Source organism: Micromonospora sp. CPCC 206171, from assembly GCF_036906755.1.
Taxonomy (GTDB): Bacteria; Actinomycetota; Actinomycetes; order Mycobacteriales; family Micromonosporaceae; genus Micromonospora; species Micromonospora purpureochromogenes.
The window spans coordinates 397961-415312 of the sequence record NZ_JBAKHT010000002.1 but is presented as its reverse complement, the minus strand read 5'-3'; the positions used below and the strand labels follow the sequence as shown (position 1 = coordinate 415312).

Annotated in this window: 25 protein-coding genes; 24 read left to right on the top strand and 1 reads right to left on the bottom strand. The window is 70.3% G+C overall.

All coding sequences use genetic code 11. The features are described from left to right. The first annotated feature begins 75 nt into the window (after positions 1 to 75). From rplN to truA, 21 genes are all read left to right on the top strand, one after another. Positions 76 to 444 carry a 50S ribosomal protein L14 gene (rplN, locus tag V6U89_RS04670; RefSeq protein ID WP_007073026.1) on the top strand — a complete coding sequence of 123 codons (369 nt, stop codon included), beginning with the start codon at positions 76 to 78 and terminating at the stop codon, positions 442 to 444. Then, the gene (gene rplX / locus V6U89_RS04665) at positions 441 to 761 is read left to right on the top strand and encodes a 50S ribosomal protein L24 (RefSeq protein ID WP_207914040.1); all 321 of its coding nucleotides are present in this window, start codon (positions 441 to 443) and stop codon (positions 759 to 761) included. The genes rplN and rplX overlap by 4 nt, the downstream gene beginning before the upstream one ends. Beyond that, complete coding sequence (gene rplE, locus V6U89_RS04660; protein WP_154941822.1) at positions 761 to 1330, top strand: 50S ribosomal protein L5; 570 nt, start codon at positions 761 to 763, stop codon at positions 1328 to 1330. The genes rplX and rplE overlap by 1 nt, the downstream gene beginning before the upstream one ends. 4 nt (positions 1331 to 1334) lie before the next feature. Continuing rightward, positions 1335 to 1520, top strand: a complete 186-nt coding sequence (locus V6U89_RS04655) for a type Z 30S ribosomal protein S14 (RefSeq protein ID WP_007465272.1) — start codon at positions 1335 to 1337, stop codon at positions 1518 to 1520. Positions 1521 to 1616: 96 nt separating this feature from the next. Further along, positions 1617 to 2024, top strand: a complete 408-nt coding sequence (rpsH, locus tag V6U89_RS04650; protein ID WP_013288624.1) for a 30S ribosomal protein S8 — start codon at positions 1617 to 1619, stop codon at positions 2022 to 2024. A 16-nt stretch (positions 2025 to 2040) separates the two neighbouring features. After that, entirely contained in the window at positions 2041 to 2583 is a 543-nt protein-coding gene (gene rplF / locus V6U89_RS04645; protein ID WP_154941823.1) for a 50S ribosomal protein L6, read from the top strand. Then, a complete protein-coding gene (gene rplR / locus V6U89_RS04640) occupies positions 2580 to 2969 on the top strand; it encodes a 50S ribosomal protein L18 (protein ID WP_088960261.1) in 390 nt (129 codons plus the stop codon). Before rplF ends, rplR begins: the two co-directional genes overlap by 4 nt. Before the next feature lie 33 nt (positions 2970 to 3002). Then, positions 3003 to 3617 (top strand): 30S ribosomal protein S5, encoded by a 615-nt coding sequence (gene rpsE / locus V6U89_RS04635; protein WP_334569335.1) that lies wholly within the window; start codon positions 3003 to 3005, stop codon positions 3615 to 3617. Further along, on the top strand, positions 3617 to 3799 hold the full coding sequence (gene rpmD / locus V6U89_RS04630; protein WP_088960263.1) for a 50S ribosomal protein L30: 183 nt from the start codon (positions 3617 to 3619) through the stop codon (positions 3797 to 3799). The genes rpsE and rpmD overlap by 1 nt, the downstream gene beginning before the upstream one ends. Continuing rightward, positions 3799 to 4242, top strand: a complete 444-nt coding sequence (gene rplO / locus V6U89_RS04625; RefSeq protein ID WP_280836956.1) for a 50S ribosomal protein L15 — start codon at positions 3799 to 3801, stop codon at positions 4240 to 4242. Before rpmD ends, rplO begins: the two co-directional genes overlap by 1 nt. A gap of 232 nt (positions 4243 to 4474) precedes the next feature. Continuing rightward, positions 4475 to 5803, top strand: coding sequence for a preprotein translocase subunit SecY (secY, locus tag V6U89_RS04620; RefSeq protein WP_334569334.1), 1329 nt, complete (start codon positions 4475 to 4477; stop codon positions 5801 to 5803). Then, positions 5804 to 6457, top strand: a complete 654-nt coding sequence (locus V6U89_RS04615; protein WP_088960266.1) for an adenylate kinase — start codon at positions 5804 to 5806, stop codon at positions 6455 to 6457. A 94-nt stretch (positions 6458 to 6551) separates the two neighbouring features. Next, positions 6552 to 7403 carry a type I methionyl aminopeptidase gene (map, locus tag V6U89_RS04610; RefSeq protein ID WP_334569333.1) on the top strand — a complete coding sequence of 284 codons (852 nt, stop codon included), beginning with the start codon at positions 6552 to 6554 and terminating at the stop codon, positions 7401 to 7403. Positions 7404 to 7759: 356 nt separating this feature from the next. Continuing rightward, on the top strand, positions 7760 to 7981 hold the full coding sequence (gene infA, locus V6U89_RS04605; RefSeq protein ID WP_007073013.1) for a translation initiation factor IF-1: 222 nt from the start codon (positions 7760 to 7762) through the stop codon (positions 7979 to 7981). Positions 7982 to 8074: 93 nt separating this feature from the next. Then, positions 8075 to 8188, top strand: a complete 114-nt coding sequence (gene rpmJ / locus V6U89_RS04600; protein ID WP_012184307.1) for a 50S ribosomal protein L36 — start codon at positions 8075 to 8077, stop codon at positions 8186 to 8188. Positions 8189 to 8449: 261 nt separating this feature from the next. Then, on the top strand, positions 8450 to 8830 hold the full coding sequence (gene rpsM / locus V6U89_RS04595) for a 30S ribosomal protein S13 (protein WP_091079342.1): 381 nt from the start codon (positions 8450 to 8452) through the stop codon (positions 8828 to 8830). Between the two features lie 18 nt (positions 8831 to 8848). Further along, a complete protein-coding gene (gene rpsK / locus V6U89_RS04590) occupies positions 8849 to 9256 on the top strand; it encodes a 30S ribosomal protein S11 (RefSeq protein ID WP_013288613.1) in 408 nt (135 codons plus the stop codon). A 14-nt stretch (positions 9257 to 9270) separates the two neighbouring features. After that, complete coding sequence (rpsD, locus tag V6U89_RS04585; protein ID WP_334569332.1) at positions 9271 to 9897, top strand: 30S ribosomal protein S4; 627 nt, start codon at positions 9271 to 9273, stop codon at positions 9895 to 9897. Between the two features lie 96 nt (positions 9898 to 9993). Next, positions 9994 to 11016: a DNA-directed RNA polymerase subunit alpha gene (locus V6U89_RS04580; RefSeq protein ID WP_007073009.1), complete on the top strand. Its 1023-nt coding sequence runs from the start codon at positions 9994 to 9996 to the stop codon at positions 11014 to 11016. Positions 11017 to 11050: 34 nt separating this feature from the next. Beyond that, a complete protein-coding gene (gene rplQ, locus V6U89_RS04575) occupies positions 11051 to 11611 on the top strand; it encodes a 50S ribosomal protein L17 (protein ID WP_334569331.1) in 561 nt (186 codons plus the stop codon). Positions 11612 to 11685: 74 nt separating this feature from the next. Then, entirely contained in the window at positions 11686 to 12516 is an 831-nt protein-coding gene (gene truA, locus V6U89_RS04570; protein ID WP_334569330.1) for a tRNA pseudouridine(38-40) synthase TruA, read from the top strand. Positions 12517 to 12690: 174 nt separating this feature from the next. Here truA and V6U89_RS04565 read toward each other — a convergent pair whose 3' ends face one another. Continuing rightward, positions 12691 to 13776 carry a hypothetical protein gene (locus V6U89_RS04565; protein WP_334569329.1) on the bottom strand — a complete coding sequence of 362 codons (1086 nt, stop codon included), beginning with the start codon at positions 13774 to 13776 and terminating at the stop codon, positions 12691 to 12693. Between the two features lie 127 nt (positions 13777 to 13903). On the opposite strand from V6U89_RS04565, the gene V6U89_RS04560 reads away from it, so the two are divergent. From V6U89_RS04560 to V6U89_RS04550, 3 genes are all read left to right on the top strand, one after another. Further along, positions 13904 to 14509: a class I SAM-dependent methyltransferase gene (locus V6U89_RS04560; RefSeq protein ID WP_334569432.1), complete on the top strand. Its 606-nt coding sequence runs from the start codon at positions 13904 to 13906 to the stop codon at positions 14507 to 14509. Positions 14510 to 14550: 41 nt separating this feature from the next. Beyond that, entirely contained in the window at positions 14551 to 16230 is a 1680-nt protein-coding gene (locus tag V6U89_RS04555) for an ABC-F family ATP-binding cassette domain-containing protein (protein ID WP_334569328.1), read from the top strand. Between the two features lie 82 nt (positions 16231 to 16312). Beyond that, positions 16313 to 17275, top strand: coding sequence for an aldo/keto reductase (locus V6U89_RS04550; protein WP_334569327.1), 963 nt, complete (start codon positions 16313 to 16315; stop codon positions 17273 to 17275). Positions 17276 to 17352: the final 77 nt, after the last annotated feature.

Here is a 17352-nt window from a genome sequence, read left to right as displayed (position 1 = left end):
TCGGTCGGGCGCAGGTTCCGCCAGGCTCCGGCCGCCTCCGGGCGGCCGGAGAACCGGCAGACATAGGAGATAGACGTGATTCAGCAGGAGTCGCGACTGCGCGTCGCCGACAACACGGGTGCCCGGGAGATCCTGTGCATCCGGGTTCTCGGTGGCTCCGGTCGGCGCTACGCGAGCATCGGCGACGTCATCGTGGCCACCGTCAAGGACGCGATCCCGGGTGCTGGTGTGAAGAAGGGCGACGTGGTCAAGGCCGTCGTCGTCCGCACCGCCAAGGAGAAGCGGCGGCCGGACGGCTCGTACATCCGCTTCGACGAGAACGCCGCCGTCATCATCAAGGACGGCGGGGACCCGCGCGGTACCCGTATCTTCGGCCCGGTGGGTCGGGAGCTGCGGGACAAGCGGTTCATGAAGATCATCTCTCTCGCGCCGGAGGTGTTGTGACCGTGAAGGTCAAGAAGGGCGACACGGTCGTCGTCATCGCCGGCAAGGACAAGGGTGCCAAGGGCAAGGTCATCGCGGCCTACCCGCGGCAGGACAAGGTCCTGGTCGAGGGCGTGAACCGGGTCAAGAAGCACACCCGCATCAGCACCACCCAGCGTGGCGCCAAGACCGGTGGCATCGTCACCCAGGAGGCCCCGATCCACGTCTCCAACGTGCAGGTCCTGGACTCCGACGGGAACCCGACCCGCGTCGGGTACCGGATCGACGACAACGGCCAGAAGGTCCGCATCGCGCGTAGCACCGGTAAGGACCTGTGATGACCACGGCTACCGAAACCAAGACCATGCCGCGCCTCAAGGAGCGGTACCGTAACGAGATCGTGGCGCAGCTGCAGGAGCAGCACAGCTACGCGAACCCCATGCAGGTTCCGCGGCTGGTCAAGATCGTCGTCAACATGGGTGTCGGCGAGGCTGCTCGCGACGCCAAGCTGATCGACGGCGCGGTCCGCGACCTCGCCACGATCACCGGCCAGAAGCCGCAGGTGCGGCGGGCGACTAAGTCCATCGCGCAGTTCAAGCTGCGTGAGGGCATGCCGATCGGTGCGAAGGTGACCCTGCGCGGCGACCGGATGTGGGAGTTCCTGGACCGGCTGCTGTCGATCGCCCTGCCGCGTATCCGCGACTTCCGCGGTCTCGACGGGCGCAAGCTCGACGGGCACGGCAACTACACGTTCGGTCTGACCGAGCAGTCGGTGTTCCACGAGATCGACCAGGACAAGATCGATCGCCAGCGGGGCATGGACATCACGGTGGTCACGACCGCCACGACCGACGACGAGGGCCGGGCGCTGCTCAAGCTCCTGGGCTTCCCGTTCAAGGAGAACTGAGCGAATGGCCAAGAAGGCGCTGATCATCAAGGCGGCCGCGAAGCCGAAGTTCTCGGTTCGCGCGTACACCCGCTGCCAGCGGTGCGGGCGTCCGAAGGCGGTCTACCGCAAGTTCGGTCTCTGCCGGGTGTGCATCCGGGAGATGGCCCACCGCGGTGAGCTGCCCGGCGTGTCCAAGGCTTCCTGGTAATAGCCCGGCGCGCTTCGCGCGTCAGCTGAACTGTCTCTTCGCCGTAGGCCCCGGGCAGTGCCCGGGGAACCCCGGCGAGAAAGGTTGACGAAATTCATGACGATGACCGACCCGATCGCAGACATGCTCACGCGTCTGCGTAACGCCAACCAGGCGTACCACGACCGGGTGACGATGCCCTACTCGAAGATCAAGGCGAACATCGCCGAGGTCCTCAAGGCCGAGGGTTACATCGCCACCTGGTCGGTCGAGGAGCCCGAGGAGGGCGCCGTCGGCAAGCGACTGGTCGTCGAGCTGAAGTACGGCCAGAACCGCGAGCGGAGCCTGGCCGGCATCAAGCGCGTGTCCAAGCCCGGTCTCCGGGTGTACGCCAAGTCGGACGGGCTCCCGCGGGTGCTCGGCGGGCTGGGCGTGGCGATCATTTCGACGTCCCAGGGGCTGCTGACCGACCGGCAGGCCCGCAAGCGGAGCGTTGGCGGGGAAGTCCTCGCCTTCGTCTGGTAACGGGAGACAGGTAGAAATGTCGCGTATTGGACGTAAGTCGATCCCGGTACCGGCCGGCGTCGACATCACGATCGACGGCCAGACCGTGAAGGTCAAGGGCCCCAAGGGCGAGCTGTCGCACACGCTCGCCGAGCCGATCACGGCGGAGCGTGGCGAGGACGGCCAGGTGCACGTCAACCGGCCGAACGACGAGCGCAAGGCCAAGGAACTGCACGGCCTCAGCCGTACCCTGGTCGCCAACATGATCGTCGGTGTGACCGAGGGCTACCGCAAGAGCCTGGAGATCGCCGGTACCGGTTACCGCGTCACCGCCAAGGGCAAGGACCTCGAGTTCGCGCTCGGGTTCTCGCACCCGGTGCTGGTGCCGGCTCCGGACGGCATCACCTTCACGGTGGAGAAGCCGACGCTGTTCCACGTGGCCGGCATCGACAAGCAGCAGGTCGGTGAGGTCGCCGCCAACATCCGGAAGATCCGCCCGCCGGAGCCCTACAAGGGCAAGGGCGTGAAGTACCAGGGCGAGGTCATCCGCCGCAAGGCTGGAAAGGCAGGTAAGAAGTGAGCGCCACGCTGCTCAAGCGCCGCCGCGGCGTCGCCGCCAAGCGTGCCGTCGGGCGTGCGCGCCGGCACTTCCGGGTCCGCAAGAACGTCAGCGGCACCGCCGAGCGTCCCCGCCTGGTGGTCACCCGCTCCCTGCGGCACATCGTCGCCCAGATCGTGGACGACACCAAGGGTCACACCCTGGCGTCGGCCTCGACCCTGGACGCGTCGCTGCGTGGTGCGGAGGGCGACAAGAGCGCCCTGGCCGGCAAGGTCGGCGCCCTGCTCGCCGAGCGCGCCAAGGCCGCCGGCGTCTCCAAGGTCGTCTTCGACCGCGGTGGCAACCGGTACGCGGGGCGGGTCGCCGCGCTTGCCGACGCCGCCCGCGAAGCCGGGCTCGAGTTCTAGAAACCCCGTCACGAGAGATAAGGAAGGCTGCTGATGCCAGGTCAACAGCGCCGTGGCGGCGGGTCCGGTGGCAACGAGGGTGGTCGCCGCGACAACCGCCGTGAGGGCGGCCGCGGAAACGCGCCCGTCGAGAAGACCCCGCACCTCGAGCGGGTCGTCGCGATCAACCGCGTCGCCAAGGTCGTGAAGGGTGGTCGTCGCTTCAGCTTCACCGCCCTGGTGATCGTGGGCGACGGCGACGGCACGGTCGGCGTGGGCTACGGAAAGGCCAAGGAGGTGCCCGCGGCGATCGCCAAGGGTGTCGAGGAGGCCAAGAAGCACTTCTTCAAGGTGCCGCGGATCGGCCAGTCGATCCCGCACCCGGTGCAGGGCGAGGCCGCTGCCGGCGTCGTGCTGCTCAAGCCGGCGTCCGCCGGTACCGGGGTCATCGCCGGTGGGCCGGTGCGTGCCGTGCTGGAGTGCGCGGGCATCCACGACGTGCTCTCCAAGAGCCTCGGCTCGTCGAACCCGATCAACATCGTGCACGCCACGGTGGCGGCGCTGAAGGGGCTCGAGTCCCCCGAGGCCGTCGCGACCCGTCGTGGTCTGCCGGTGGAGGACGTCGCGCCGGCCGCCATGCTGGCGTCGCGGGCGGGGGTGACTCCCTGATGGCACGCCTGAAGGTCACCCAGGTCCGGTCCGGCATCGGCACCAAGCAGAACCAGCGTGAGTCGCTGCGTTCGCTCGGTCTGAAGCGGATCAACGACGTGGTGGTCAAGGAGGACCGGCCCGAGATTCGCGGCATGATCTTCGCGGTCAACCACCTCGTGAAGGTCGAGGAGGTCGAGTAATGACGATCAAGGTTCACCACCTGCGCCCGGCCCCGGGTGCCAAGACCGCGAAGACCCGGGTGGGTCGCGGTGAGGGCTCCAAGGGCAAGAGCGCCGGTCGCGGTACCAAGGGTTCCAAGGCCCGCAAGAACATCCCGGCGTCGTTCGAGGGTGGGCAGATGCCCATCCACATGCGCCTGCCGAAGATGAAGGGCTTCAAGAACAAGTTCAAGGTCGTCTTCCAGGTGGTCAACCTGGACCGGCTCGCCGAGCTCTTCCCGAACGGCGGCCAGGTCGGCCCGCAGGAGCTGGTCGAGGTCGGCGCGGTCCGCAAGGGCCAGCCGGTCAAGGTCCTCGGCACCGGCGACCTCGGCGGTGTGGCCCTCCAGGTGTCGGCGCACGGGTTCAGCGCGTCGGCCAAGGAGAAGATCACCGCTGCCGGTGGCTCCGTCACCGAGCTGTAAGGCACGACCCATGGCGCCCGCTCAGTTGTCCCCAACTGGGCGGGCGCCGTGGTCTACCAGGCATGTGTGCGCCGGGTAACATCGGATTCGGTTTATGTAGCCGGGCGCATCTGCCCGGACCGGGACCGGGCTGTTAGAGTCCCTTCCCAGCTATGGATATCGGGCACTCGCCCGGCACCCACCCCGCCCCGCCAGGGATCACCGGCGGCCCGCCTCGCGCAGGAGGAAGAAGTTGCTGTCCGCCTTTCTCAGTGCGTTCCGTACGCCTGACCTGCGCAAGAAGCTGCTGTTCACAGTAGGCATCATCGCGGTCTACCGTGTCGGCGCCACTCTGCCCAGCCCCGGCGTCTCGTACGGCAACGTGCAGAAGTGCCTCGACACCCTCCAGGGGCAGAGCACCGGAGTGCTGAACCTGCTGGACCTCTTCTCCGGCGGCGCACTGCTGCAGCTCTCGGTCTTCGCGCTGGGCATCATGCCCTACATCACCGCGTCGATCATCCTGCAGCTGCTCACCGTGGTCATCCCGCGGTTGGAGCAGCTCCGCAAGGAGGGTCAGGCCGGCCAGGCGAAGATCACCCAGTACACCCGCTACCTGACCCTCGGTCTGGGCATCCTCCAGTCGTCGGCCTTCGTGGCGCTGGCCCGCTCCGGGCAGCTGTTCCAGAACCGCTGCGACCAGTTCCCGATCATTCCCGAGGGCACCGGCATCCCGGACTGGCTGACGCTGAGCATCCTGGTCATGACGATGACCGCCGGTACCGGCATGGTGATGTGGCTCGGTGAGCTGATCACCGACCGTGGCGTCGGCAACGGCATGTCCGTCCTCATCTTCACCTCGATCGCCGCCCGGCTCCCCAGCGAGGGCTGGAAGATCAAGACCAACGAGGGTTGGGGCAAGTTCGCCCTCGTCCTCGCCCTGGTCCTGCTGGTCATCACCGCGGTCTGCTTCATCGAGCAGGCGCAGCGCCGGATCCCGGTGCAGTACGCCAAGCGGATGATCGGCCGGCGGATGTACGGCGGCACCTCGACCTACATCCCGCTGAAGGTCAACCAGGCGGGTGTCATCCCGGTCATCTTCGCCTCCTCGCTGCTCTACCTGCCGCAGCTGGCGCTCCAGTTCTTCGACCAGACCAACCCGGGCAAGACCCAGGCCTGGATCCAGAACAACATCGTGCAGGCCGACTCGCCGCTGCACATCGTGATCTACTTCCTGCTGATCATCTTCTTCACGTACTTCTACGTGTCGATCACGTTCAACCCGACCGAGGTCGCGGACAACATGAAGAAGTACGGCGGCTTCGTGCCGGGCATCCGCCCCGGCAAGCCGACCGCCGAGTACCTCGACTTCATCCTCAGCCGGATCACCCTGCCGGGCGCGCTCTACCTGGGCATCGTCGCGATCCTGCCGAACTTCTTCTTCATCTGGCTGAACAGCCAGCAGTTCCAGAACTTCCCGTTCGGCGGCACCGCTGTGCTCATCATGGTCGGCGTCGGTCTGGAGACCGTGAAGCAGATCGAGAGCCAACTCATGCAGCGGAACTACGAAGGGTTCCTGCGGTAGATGCGACTCGTTCTGGTTGGCCCGCCGGGCGCGGGCAAGGGCACGCAGGCGGAATTCATCGCCGCACACCTATCGGTGCCGAAGATCTCGACCGGTGACATCTTCCGGGCGAACGTCTCGCAGGGAACGCCGCTGGGTGTCGAGGCCAAACGCTACATGGACGCCGGCAAGCTGGTCCCGGACGAGGTCACCATCAACATGGTCCGGGACCGGCTCGCCGAGCCGGACGCCGCCGAGGGCTTCCTGCTCGACGGCTTCCCGCGTACGACGCCGCAGGCCGCTGCGCTGGACAAGCTCCTCGCGGACCTCGGCACCGCCCTGGACCTGGTACTGGAGCTGGTCGTCGACGACGACGAGGTGATCCGGCGGCTCTCCGGCCGGCGCACCTGCCGCGGCTGCGGCAAGATCTGGCACGTCGAGTTCGACGCCACCACCCGCGAGGGCATCTGCGACCGCTGCGGTGCCGAGCTGTTCCAGCGGGACGACGACAAGCCGGAGACGATCGCGGCCCGCCTGCGGGAGTACGCCGAGAAGACGGCGCCGCTGGTCGACTACTACGGCGCCCAGAACAAGCTGGTCGGGATCGACGCCACCGGGCCGGTGGAGGACGTCACGGTCCGCGCCATCGACGCGCTGCGGTCGTACGGCGGCTGAGGTGCTGCCGGGCTCCGGCGGATAGAGTGCGATCAGCGGGGTACGTGCGACGTGCCCCGCTGATCGCTGTCCGGCAACGAAAGGTATCCGCTCCATGCGCCGTCCCCAGCTGGACATCCAGCTGAAGACCCCCGACCAGATCGAGAAGATGCGGGCCGCCGGCCTGGTGGTCGCCGAGGCCCTGCGTCGGATGCGGGAGGCGGTCGCCCCCGGGGTCAGCACCGCCGACCTGGACGCGATCGCCGAGTCGACGATCCGCGAGGCCGGGGCCGTTCCCTCGTTCAAGGGCTACCACGGCTTCCCCGCCTCGATCTGCTCGTCGGTCAACGAGCAGGTGGTGCACGCCATCCCGTCGGCGCAGCAGGTGCTCCGCGACGGCGACCTGATCTCCATCGACTGCGGCGCGGTGCTGAACGGCTGGCACGGCGACGCCGCGATCACCGTGGCCGTGGGCGAGGTCGACCCGGCGCTGCTGAAGATGGCCGAGGTGGCGGAGGACGCCATGTGGGCCGGGATCGCCGCCGCCGCGCGGGGCGCCGCCAACGGCAGGGGCCGGCTGACCGACATCTCGCACGCGGTGGAGAAGGCGGTCCGCAAGGGCGGCCGGTACGGCATCGTCGACGGCTACGGCGGGCACGGCATCGGCACCGAGATGCACCAGGACCCGCACGTGCTCAACCACGGGCGGCCGGGCAAGGGCCCGCGCCTGGTGCCGGGTCTGGCGCTGGCCATCGAGCCGATGATCACGATGGGTTCCCCGCGGACCGTCGAACTGTCCGACGGCTGGACGGTCGTCACCCGGGACCGGTCGATGGCGGTGCACGTGGAGCACTCGATGGCGCTGCTGCCCGACGGGGTCTGGGTGCTGACCGCCTTCGACGGCGGGCGCGCCCGACTGGGCGACCTGGTCACCGCCCGGCAACCGGCCGAGTCCGCCGCGTCCTGAGCCAGCTCCGCGACGTCGACCCGGACAACCGGCTCACGTGGCGCGACGGGGTCGATCGGGGACGCCACGCTGATCCGCGGTTTCGCGGCTGCCGGCCGGAGCCGGCGGCGGCGGGGGAGATGTGGCCCGCGTCCCTTTTCCGTCCTGCGGGTGACGGGCGGGGTGGCCGGTTTGGCGACCGCCCGCACTCGGGCGTACACTTTCAGATCGGCGCACAGCGTCCACTCCGGCATGCCCACTACGCGCTTCGGTGGGAGTCGGAGCCGCGGCTGGCGCGGGCCCTCCGATCTCGGTCGGATGCCCGTGTAAGACGTTGTGGGCCGTCCGGAGTAACCGACGTCAGGACAGCGGAGGACATGCCGAAAAAAGACGGAGCCATCGAGATCGAGGGTCGGGTCATCGAGCCCCTGCCGAACGCAATGTTCCGGGTGGAGCTCGCGAACGGCCACAAGGTGCTGGCTCACATCAGCGGCAAGATGCGGCAGCACTACATCCGTATCCTGCCGGAGGACCGGGTCGTCGTCGAACTCTCGCCGTACGACCTGACCCGCGGGCGCATCGTCTACCGCTACAAGTAATCCTGACGACGGCCGGGACGTCCCCGTGTCCGTCTTCGACGTCCGGCGTCGCGCGTGGTCGCGCCACCGGGCCAGATGGGAAGTAAGGCAACCGTGAAGGTCAAGCCGAGCGTCAAGAGGATCTGCAACAAGTGCCGGGTGATCCGCCGGCACGGCCGGGTCATGGTCATCTGCACCGACCCGCGCCACAAGCAGCGCCAGGGCTGAACCAGTCCCACCGGTCGTGACACGGCCGGTCGGATCGGTCCGGGCCGCAGATCCAGACAGCACATCATCAGCTCGTTCCAGCCGCGAGCGGTACGCAGCGCGTACTCAATCGTGGTTGACCCCCGGTCGGAGGCCGGGGCCCGCTCGGGCACGACCGATCCCGGTCGCCGGCGCTGACAGCGTCGGAAGGACGGGTCGGCCGGTAGCGGGGTGGGACGGGTCCAGACCTCCGCCACAACATCACGAGGAGTACGCCCGCACATGGCACGCCTAGTCGGCGTCGACCTCCCCCGCGAGAAGCGGATGGAGATCGCGCTCACCTACATCTTCGGGGTCGGTCGTACCCGCGCCCTGGAGACGCTCACCGCTACCGGCATCTCGCCGGACAAGCGCGTTCGGGACCTCACGGATGAGGAGCTGGTCCAGCTCCGCAACCACATCGAGGGCAACTACAAGGTTGAAGGCGACCTGCGCCGCGAGGTCGCCGCTGACATCCGCCGCAAGGTCGAGATCGGCTGCTACGCCGGCATCCGGCACCGCCGGGGCCTGCCCGTGCGTGGCCAGCGGACCAAGACCAACGCGCGGACCCGCAAGGGCCCGAAGCGGACCGTCGCCGGCAAGAAGAAGCCCGGCAAGAAGTAACTAGGAGCGCACAGACTTATGCCACCGAAGGCTCGTGCCGGAGCCGCCGTCAAGAAGGTCCGGCGCAAGGAACGCAAGAACGTCGCCCACGGGCAGGCGCACATCAAGAGCACCTTCAACAACACCATCGTGTCGATCACCGACCCGACCGGTGCGGTCATCTCCTGGGCCTCGTCCGGCCAGGTGGGCTTCAAGGGCTCCCGCAAGTCGACCCCGTTCGCCGCGCAGCTCGCCGCCGAGGCCGCCGCGCGTCGGGCGATGGAGCACGGCATGCGCAAGGTCGACGTGTTCGTCAAGGGCCCCGGCTCCGGCCGGGAGACCGCCATCCGTTCGCTGCAGGCCGTGGGCCTCGAGGTCGGGCAGATCTCCGACGTCACCCCGCAGCCGCACAACGGATGCCGTCCGCCGAAGCGTCGCCGGGTCTGAGAGGTTAGAGAGAGATGGCTCGTTACACCGGTGCTGACTGCCGCCGTTGCCGGCGGGAGAAGATGAAGCTGTTCCTCAAGGGCAGCAAGTGCGATGGTCCGAAGTGCCCGTTCGAGTCCCGGCCGTTCCCGCCCGGGCAGCACGGCCGCGGCCGCACGAAGGAGACGGAGTACCTGCTCCAGCTCCGTGAGAAGCAGAAGGCCCGCCGTGTCTACGGCGTGCTGGAGAAGCAGTTCCGCGGCTACTACGAAGAGGCTGTGGGCAAGAAGGCCAAGACCGGTGAGGTTCTGCTGCAGATCCTCGAGTCGCGGCTGGACAACGTGGTCTACCGGGCCGGCTACGCCAGCTCCCGTGACCAGGCCCGCCAGCTGGTCAAGCACGGCCACTTCACCGTGAACGGCAAGAAGGTCGACATCCCGTCGTACCGCGTCAAGGAGCACGACATCATCGAGGTCCGGGGCAAGAGCAAGGAGCTCACCCCGTTCGTGGTGGCGCAGGCTCAGGCCGGTTCGCGGTCGGTTCCGGCGTGGCTGGAGGCCATCCCGAGCCAGATGAAGATCCTCGTGCACTCGCTCCCGGCCCGCCAGGTGATCGACACCCAGGTCCAGGAGCAGCTGATCGTCGAGCTCTACTCCAAGTAAGGGCTCGTTGCGGTGGCCCGCCCTCCGGGGCGGGCCACCGGAACAGTTTGTGTCGTGGGCGTCATATAGCGGGCGTCCCGGAAGAGAAGAGAAGAAATGCTCATCAGCCAGCGACCCTCCCTCTCCGAGGAGTCGATCAACGAGACCCGGTCCCGGTTCACCATCGAGCCGCTGGAGCCCGGTTTCGGCTACACCCTGGGTAACTCGCTGCGGCGCACGCTGCTGTCGTCCATCCCGGGTGCGGCGGTCACCTCGATCAAGATCGACGGTGTGCTGCACGAGTTCACCACGATCCCCGGTGTCAAGGAGGACGTGGTCGAGCTCGTCATGAACATCAAGGAGCTGTGCGTCAGCTCCGAGCACGACGAGCCGGTCAGCATGTACCTGCGCAAGCAGGGCCCGGGCGACGTGACGGCGGGCGACATCCAGCCCCCGGCCGGCGTCTCGGTGCACAACCCGGACCTGAAGCTCGCCACCCTCAACGGCAAGGGCCGGCTCGACATGGAGCTGACCGTCGAGCGGGGTCGTGGCTACGTCACGGCGGCGCAGAACAAGCAGGCCGGCGCCGAGATCGGTCGGATCCCGGTCGACTCGATCTACTCGCCGGTGCTCAAGGTGACGTACCGCGTCGAGGCGACCCGGGTCGAGCAGCGGACCGACTTCGACCGGCTGATCATCGACGTCGAGACCAAGCCGTCGATGGGCCCGCGTACCGCGCTGGCCTCCGCCGGCTCGACGCTGGTGGAGCTCTTCGGCCTGGCCCGGGAGCTGGACGAGACCGCCGAGGGCATCGACATCGGGCCGTCCCCGCAGGACGCCCAGCTCGCGGCGGACCTGGCCCTGCCGATCGAGGAGCTGGACCTCACCGTCCGCTCCTACAACTGCCTCAAGCGCGAGGGCATCAACTCCGTTGGTGAGCTCATCGGGCGTACCGAGGCCGACCTCCTCGACATCCGGAATTTCGGTCAGAAGTCGATCGACGAGGTCAAGATGAAGCTCGCCGGGATGGGTCTCGGGCTGAAGGACTCGGCTCCGAACTTCGACCCGGCGCACGTCGTGGACGCCTTCGGCGAGGCCGACTACGACACCGACGACTACCGCGAGACCGAGCAGCTCTAGTCCGCGCTGCCGCCACACCTGAGGAGCACCAAGCATGCCCACGCCCACCAAGGGCCCCCGCCTCGGCGGCAGCCCCGCGCACGAGCGGCTGATGCTGGCCAACCTGGCCACCGCGCTGTTCCAGCACGGCAAGATCAAGACCACCGAGACGAAGGCCCGGCGGCTGCGTCCGCTGGCCGAGCAGCTCATCACCAAGGCCAAGCGCGGTGACCTGGCCGCGCGGCGGCGGGTGCTGGGCGTCGTCAAGGACAAGGACGTGGTCTACGCCCTGTTCGACCAGATCGCGCCCCGGTACGCCAACCGCAACGGCGGCTACACCCGGATCGTGAAGACCGGCCCGCGCAAGGGTGACAACGCGCCGATGGTCGTCATCGAGCTGGTCGAGGAGCTTCAGGTCGCCGAGCCGAAGGCGAACAAGAAGACCGCCGCCCGCAAGGCCGCGCAGCAGGACAAGGTCGAGGCGCTCGCGCCGGCCGAGGAGACCCCGGAGTCGAACTCGGGCGACCAGGACGCCGAGCCGCCGGTGTCGGCGTCCGGTGACACCGACGCCGCCCGCGAGGACAGCGACGAGGCCAACGAGAACAACAAGGCCTGAGCAGAGGCACCATCGTCGGGCCCGGCATCCCTTCCTGGGGTGCCGGGCCCGACGGCGTGAACGGGAGGTACGGGATGGACGAGCGGACCCGGCTGCGGCTGGACGTCTCGTACGACGGCACGGACTTCTCCGGCTGGGCCGCCCAGCCGACCCGGCGGACGGTCGCCGGGGTGCTGACCCAGACGCTGGACCTGGTCCTCGGCGCGGGCACGGCGACCGGGCTCACCGTCGCCGGCCGCACCGACGCCGGGGTGCACGCCACCGGTCAGGTCTGCCACCTCGATCTGCCCACCGCCGTGTGGCGGGAGCACGACGGGCGGCTGCTGCGCCGGTTGGCCCGGCTGCTCCCGACCGACGTGCGGGTCCGCGCCATGCGCGAGGTGCCCGCCGACTTCGACGCCCGCTTCGCGGCGACCTTCCGCCGCTACGAGTACCGGGTGACCGACGCCCCGTGGGGCGCCGAGCCGCTGCGCCGGCACGACACCCTCGCCTGGCCGAAGCCGCTGGACCTGACGGCGCTGAACGCCGCCGCGGCCGGGCTGGTGGGGGAGCACGACTTCGCCGCGTACTGCCGGCGCAAGGAGAACGCGACCACGCTGCGCGAGGTGACCCGGCTGGACTGGCGGCGCGACCCGGACGGCATCCTCGTGGCCATCGTGCAGGCCGACGCGTTCTGCCAGGCGATGGTGCGCAGCCTGGTCGGGGCGATGCTGGTCGCCGGGGACGGCCGGCGGCCGGTCGCGTGGCCGGCGAGCCTGCTGAGCCGGCGGGAACGCTCCAGCGAGGTGACCGTCGCGGCGGCGCACGGGTTGACCCTGGTCGCGGTCGGCTACCCGGACGACCCGGCCGAGTACGCCCGCCGCGCCGACCTCACCCGCCGCCTCCGCGTCCCCACCGAGGCCTGAGCGCACGGGGGTTCGCGAGACCCGGTGCACCAAGGCACCCAGGCCGGTGCGCGGCGCGCCCGCAGGCGACGTGACGGGTGACCGGGCCGTGCTCAGGCAGGCCTGAACACATGGCGAGGCCCGGTCCGCAGGACTCGGACCGGGCCTCGCGTCGGGTCGCCGTCGACCGGCGGCTCAGTCGCCCGGCGGTCCGTCGGGAGTGCCCTGGGTGCCGGTGCCCTCGGTCGCCTTCGCGGTGGGCTGGACGGCGCTGCCGCCGGCGGCCCGGCGTTCGAGCACGCCCTTGTCGAGGTGCAGCTCGATCAGGTCGTAGATGATGTCGCGGACCGCGGTGTCGCCGGCCGGCACGGCACCGCCGTCGGTGCGGACGACCAGGCAGTAGGCGATGTAGTGGCCGCGGACCTGCCAGCCGACCCGGGCCGCGGCGGTGGTGAGCGCCTCGGTGCCGTCACCGGCGTCCAGGCCGCGGAAGCGGCCCTGCCGCTCGTCGAGCAACTGCCGGATCCGGTCCCGGACGCGTTGCGCGCTGGCCTTGTCGGTCAGGTTGAACAGGCCGGCGGTGGCCAGGTGCTCGCCGTCGGCGGAGCGCACCGTGCCCCGGACCACCTGGCTGCACCCGAGCCGGACCAGCATGTCGGCGATCTCGCCGGTGGCGGCGATCGCGCAACTGCCGCCGGAGTGCGTCTTCAGCACGTCGTAGGCCGGTCGTCCGTCGGCCACCACCAGCTTCTTACCGGCGAAGACCTCGCGGGCGGTCAGCGGCTGCTGGTCGGTGTCCCGGGAGTCGAGGTCGTCGGCGGTCGACCCGTCGACCGGCGCGGCCGTGGTGGGCTGCGGTGCCGACGCGGTCGGGTCGTCGCTCGGCGTGCGGTCGACGAGCAGGGCCGCCGCGCCGAGGCCGCAGAGCGCGAGCAGGACCAGCACCGCCGCGCCACCGACGAGCACCTGCCACAGCCGACCACCGCCGCGCCCGGAGCCGGACCGGCCGGACGCGGGCGTCTCCGGCGGTTCGGTCGGCTCGGTCGGGGCGTACTCGCGGGGGAGGGCGGGTGGCGGCGGGATCTGTACGGACGGGCGGACCGGAACAGGTTCGGCGGCCGGGAGGGCCGGCCGGGTGGTCCGCGGCAGTGACGGGGTGGGGAAGCGGGACGGAGACGGCCCGGCCGGCGCGGGCGGGCCGGGCGGGAACTCCGGCAGGTCCGACTCGGACCGCGGGTACTCCACGAAGGCGTCCTCATCGGACTCGTACCGATACACCATGTCGCCCAGAGTAGGAGCCATTGCCCCTTTAGGGGGTAATAATGGGGAATTCCGGCGCGGGCGCGTCGTGACCCTCCCCGCCGAGGCGACCGCGACCGCTCGCCGGGCCGGTGGGAGAATGCCGGACGTGACCGGCGACCACTACTTCTCCACCAACCCCACCACTGCGGCGCGCCCGCGGGAGGTCGAGTTCTCCGTCGCCGGGCGCGACTACACCCTGGCCTCCGCCAGCGGGGTCTTCTCCGCCGACCGGCTCGACCCCGGCACCGCCGTCCTGCTGCGCAAGGCCGAGCTGCCGACCGCCACCGTCGGCGGTGACCTGCTCGACATCGGCTCGGGCTTCGGGCCGATCAGCTGCGTGCTGGCCACCAGCGCACCGGCCGCCACCGTCTGGGCGGTCGACGTCAACGAGCGGGCCCGCGCCCTCACCACCGAGAACGCCCGCCGGGTCGGCGCCGCCGACCGGCTACGGGCGGTCGCCCCGGACGAGGTCCCGGCCGACATCACCTTCGCCCAGATCTGGTCCAACCCGCCGATCCACATCGGCAAGGTCGAGCTGCACGAGCTGCTGCGCCGCTGGCTGCCCCGGCTCGCCCCGGACGGCGTCGCCTGGCTGGTGGTCGCCCGCCACCTCGGCGGCGACTCGCTGCACCGCTGGCTGGTCGACGCCGGCTGGCAGGTCGAGCGGCACGCCAGCCAGAAGGGCTACCGGGTGCTGCGGGTCACCCGGTAATCGGGTGTCGCCCGCGCCGCCCGCTCCGGCAGGATGCCGGCGTGGGATACGTGGACGTGGCAGGGGTCGGGCACATCCTGCCCGACGGCCGGGAACTCTTCGCCGACGTGTCGTTCCGGGTCGGTGAGGGTGCCAAGGTCGCCCTGGTCGGCCCGAACGGCGCCGGCAAGACGACGCTGTTGCGGATGGTCGCCGGCGACCTGCCGGTGAAGACCGGCGCCGTCGCCCGGGCCGGCGGCCTCGGCGTGATGCGGCAGTTCATCGGCATGATCGGCGACGACACCACGCTCGCCGACCTGGCGCTCTCGCTCGCCCCACCGGCGCTGCGCGACGCCGGCCGCCGGCTGGCCGAGACCGAGGCGGCCATGCGGTCGACCGAGCTGCGCGGCAAGTACAGCACCGCCGCCGGCAAGGCCCAGCTGGCGTACGCGGACGCGCTGGCCGCCTGGGGCGAGACCGGCGGGTACGACGCCGAGGTGCTCTTCGACACGGTCGCCACCATCGTGCTGGACCTGTCCTGGGACGCCGCCAGGGACCGCCCGGTGCGGACCCTCTCCGGCGGCCAGCAGAAGCGCTTCGCCCTGGAACTGCTGCTGCGCGGCACCGACGAGGTACTGCTCCTCGACGAGCCGGACAACTTCCTCGACGTGCCCGGCAAGCGCTGGCTGGAGGCGCGGCTGCGCGAGTCCGGCAAGTCCGTGCTCTACGTCTCGCACGACCGGGAACTGCTGGCGCAGACCGCCGACCGGGTGGTCGCCGTCGAGGGCGGCAGCGCCTGGGTGCACCCGGCGGGCTTCGCCAGCTGGTACGACGCCCGGGTGGCCCGGCACGCCCGCCTCGACGAGCTGCGCAAACGCTGGGACGAGGAACACCAGAAGCTGCGCGAGCTGATGCTGATGTACAAGCAGAAGGCCGCGTACAACGACGGGATGGCGTCGCGTTACCAGGCGGCGCAGACCCGGCTTCGCAAGTTCGAGGAGGCCGGGCCGCCGCCCGTACCCCCGAAGGACCAGGACATCCGGATGCGCCTGGCCGGCGGGCGGACCGGCAAGCGCGCGGTCATCTGCGACCAGCTGGAGCTCGACGGCCTGACCTACCCGTTCGACCTGGAGCTCTGGTACGGCGACCGGGTCGCCGTGCTCGGCGCCAACGGGACGGGGAAGTCGCACTTCCTGCGGCTGCTGGCCCGGGGCGGCACCGACCCGGACCCGGCCAACGGCCCGGTCGACGGCGCGGCCGCGTTGGCCCCGGTCGCCCACGACGGCACGGTCCGGCTCGGCGCGCGGGTCCGGCCCGGCCACTTCTCCCAGACCCACGACCGGCCCGAGCTGGTGGCGAAGACCCTGGTCGAGATCCTCTGGCGGGGCGACGATCACCGGGCCGGGATGGACCGGCACGCCGCGATGGCGGCGCTGTCCCGGTACGAGCTGGCCGCGCAGGGCGACCAGCGCTTCGGCACCCTCTCCGGCGGGCAGCAGGCGCGTTTCCTGGTGCTGCTGCTGGAACTGTCCGGGGCGACCCTGCTGCTGCTCGACGAGCCGACGGACAACCTCGACCTCGCCTCCGCCGAGGCGCTGGAGGCCGGGCTGGCCGCGTTCTCCGGAACGGTGGTCGCGGTCACCCACGACCGCTGGTTCACCCGGTCCTTCGACCGGTTCGTGCTGTTCGGCGGCGACGGCGAGGTGGTGGAGACGCCGGAGCCGGTCTGGGACGTGCGCTGACGGGTCGATGCCGCCCCGCCCCGGGCCGGCGCCCTCCCCGGGGCGGGCGGTCGCGGGACCCGTCGCTCGCGGCGGGCATAGGGTGGATCTCGTGACTGAGATGACCTACCGCCGGTTGGGCGACTCGGGGCTCGTGGTGTCCGTGGTCGGCATCGGCTGCAACAACTTCGGCCGCAAGCTCGACCTCGACGGCACCCGGGCGGTGGTCGACGCCGCCCTCGACGCCGGGATCAACTTCTTCGACACCGCCGACATCTACGGCGAACCGCAGGGCGGCTCCGAGGAGCTGCTCGGGCAGGCGCTCAAGGGGCGCCGGGACGACGTGGTGGTGGCCACCAAGTTCGGCATGGACATGCACGGCAGGAACGGCCCCGACCACGGCGCCCGGGGTGCGCGCCGCTACATCGCCCGGGCCGTGGAGGCGTCGCTGCGCCGGCTCGGCACCGACCACATCGACCTGTACCAGATGCACGAGCCCGACCCGGGCACCCCGATCGACGAGACGCTCGCCGCCCTGGACGACCTCGTCCGCGCCGGCAAGGTCCGCTACCTCGGCAACTCCAACTTCGCCGGCTGGCAGATCGCCGACGCCGACTGGGTCGCCTCCTCCAACGGCCGGGCCCGCTTCATCTCCGCGCAGAACCACTACTCCCTGCTGGAACGCTCCGTCGAGACCGAGATCGTGCCCGCCTGCGAGCGGTTCGGCCTGGGCATGCTGCCGTTCTTCCCGCTCGCCAACGGTCTGCTCACCGGCAAGTACAAGCGCAACGAGGCGCCGCCCGCGGGCAGCCGGCTCTCCGGCGGCGGCCGGTACGCCCAGCGCCTCGCCGCGGCGGACTGGGACACCATCGAGGCCATCGAGGCGTACGCCGGCGAGCGCGGCCTGTCGATGCTCCAGGTGGCGATCGGTGGGCTGGCCGCCCGTCCGGCGGTGACCTCGGTGATCGCCGGCGCCACCACGCCGGAGCAGGTGCGGGCGAACGCCGAAGCGGGCACCTGGCAGCCCACCGACGAGGACCTGGCCGCCCTCGACGCCATCCTCTGACCGTCGGCCGGTCGGCCCGCCCGCCGGCGGTCGCACCACCCGTGAGCGGGGCACCTCGGAGTCGTTGCGACGCCGCC

Excerpts from the sequence above, each read along its gene's own strand:
- rpsD (WP_334569332.1), top strand. The coding sequence starts at position 9,271 with ATGGCTCGTTACACCGGTGCTGACTGCCGCCGTTGCCGGCGGGAGAAG.
- infA (WP_007073013.1), top strand. The coding sequence starts at position 7,760 with ATGCCGAAAAAAGACGGAGCCATCGAGATCGAGGGTCGGGTCATCGAG.
- V6U89_RS04580 (WP_007073009.1), top strand. The coding sequence starts at position 9,994 with ATGCTCATCAGCCAGCGACCCTCCCTCTCCGAGGAGTCGATCAACGAG.
- rpsK (WP_013288613.1), top strand. The coding sequence starts at position 8,849 with ATGCCACCGAAGGCTCGTGCCGGAGCCGCCGTCAAGAAGGTCCGGCGC.
- rpmD (WP_088960263.1), top strand. The coding sequence starts at position 3,617 with ATGGCACGCCTGAAGGTCACCCAGGTCCGGTCCGGCATCGGCACCAAG.
- map (WP_334569333.1), top strand. The coding sequence starts at position 6,552 with ATGCGCCGTCCCCAGCTGGACATCCAGCTGAAGACCCCCGACCAGATC.
- truA (WP_334569330.1), top strand. The coding sequence starts at position 11,686 with ATGGACGAGCGGACCCGGCTGCGGCTGGACGTCTCGTACGACGGCACG.
- rpsE (WP_334569335.1), top strand. The coding sequence starts at position 3,003 with ATGCCAGGTCAACAGCGCCGTGGCGGCGGGTCCGGTGGCAACGAGGGT.
- rpsH (WP_013288624.1), top strand. The coding sequence starts at position 1,617 with ATGACGATGACCGACCCGATCGCAGACATGCTCACGCGTCTGCGTAAC.
- rplE (WP_154941822.1), top strand. The coding sequence starts at position 761 with ATGACCACGGCTACCGAAACCAAGACCATGCCGCGCCTCAAGGAGCGG.
- rpsM (WP_091079342.1), top strand. The coding sequence starts at position 8,450 with ATGGCACGCCTAGTCGGCGTCGACCTCCCCCGCGAGAAGCGGATGGAG.
- V6U89_RS04565 (WP_334569329.1), bottom strand. The coding sequence starts at position 13,776 with ATGGTGTATCGGTACGAGTCCGATGAGGACGCCTTCGTGGAGTACCCG.
- rplO (WP_280836956.1), top strand. The coding sequence starts at position 3,799 with ATGACGATCAAGGTTCACCACCTGCGCCCGGCCCCGGGTGCCAAGACC.
- V6U89_RS04615 (WP_088960266.1), top strand. The coding sequence starts at position 5,804 with ATGCGACTCGTTCTGGTTGGCCCGCCGGGCGCGGGCAAGGGCACGCAG.
- V6U89_RS04655 (WP_007465272.1), top strand. The coding sequence starts at position 1,335 with ATGGCCAAGAAGGCGCTGATCATCAAGGCGGCCGCGAAGCCGAAGTTC.
- rplQ (WP_334569331.1), top strand. The coding sequence starts at position 11,051 with ATGCCCACGCCCACCAAGGGCCCCCGCCTCGGCGGCAGCCCCGCGCAC.
- rplF (WP_154941823.1), top strand. The coding sequence starts at position 2,041 with ATGTCGCGTATTGGACGTAAGTCGATCCCGGTACCGGCCGGCGTCGAC.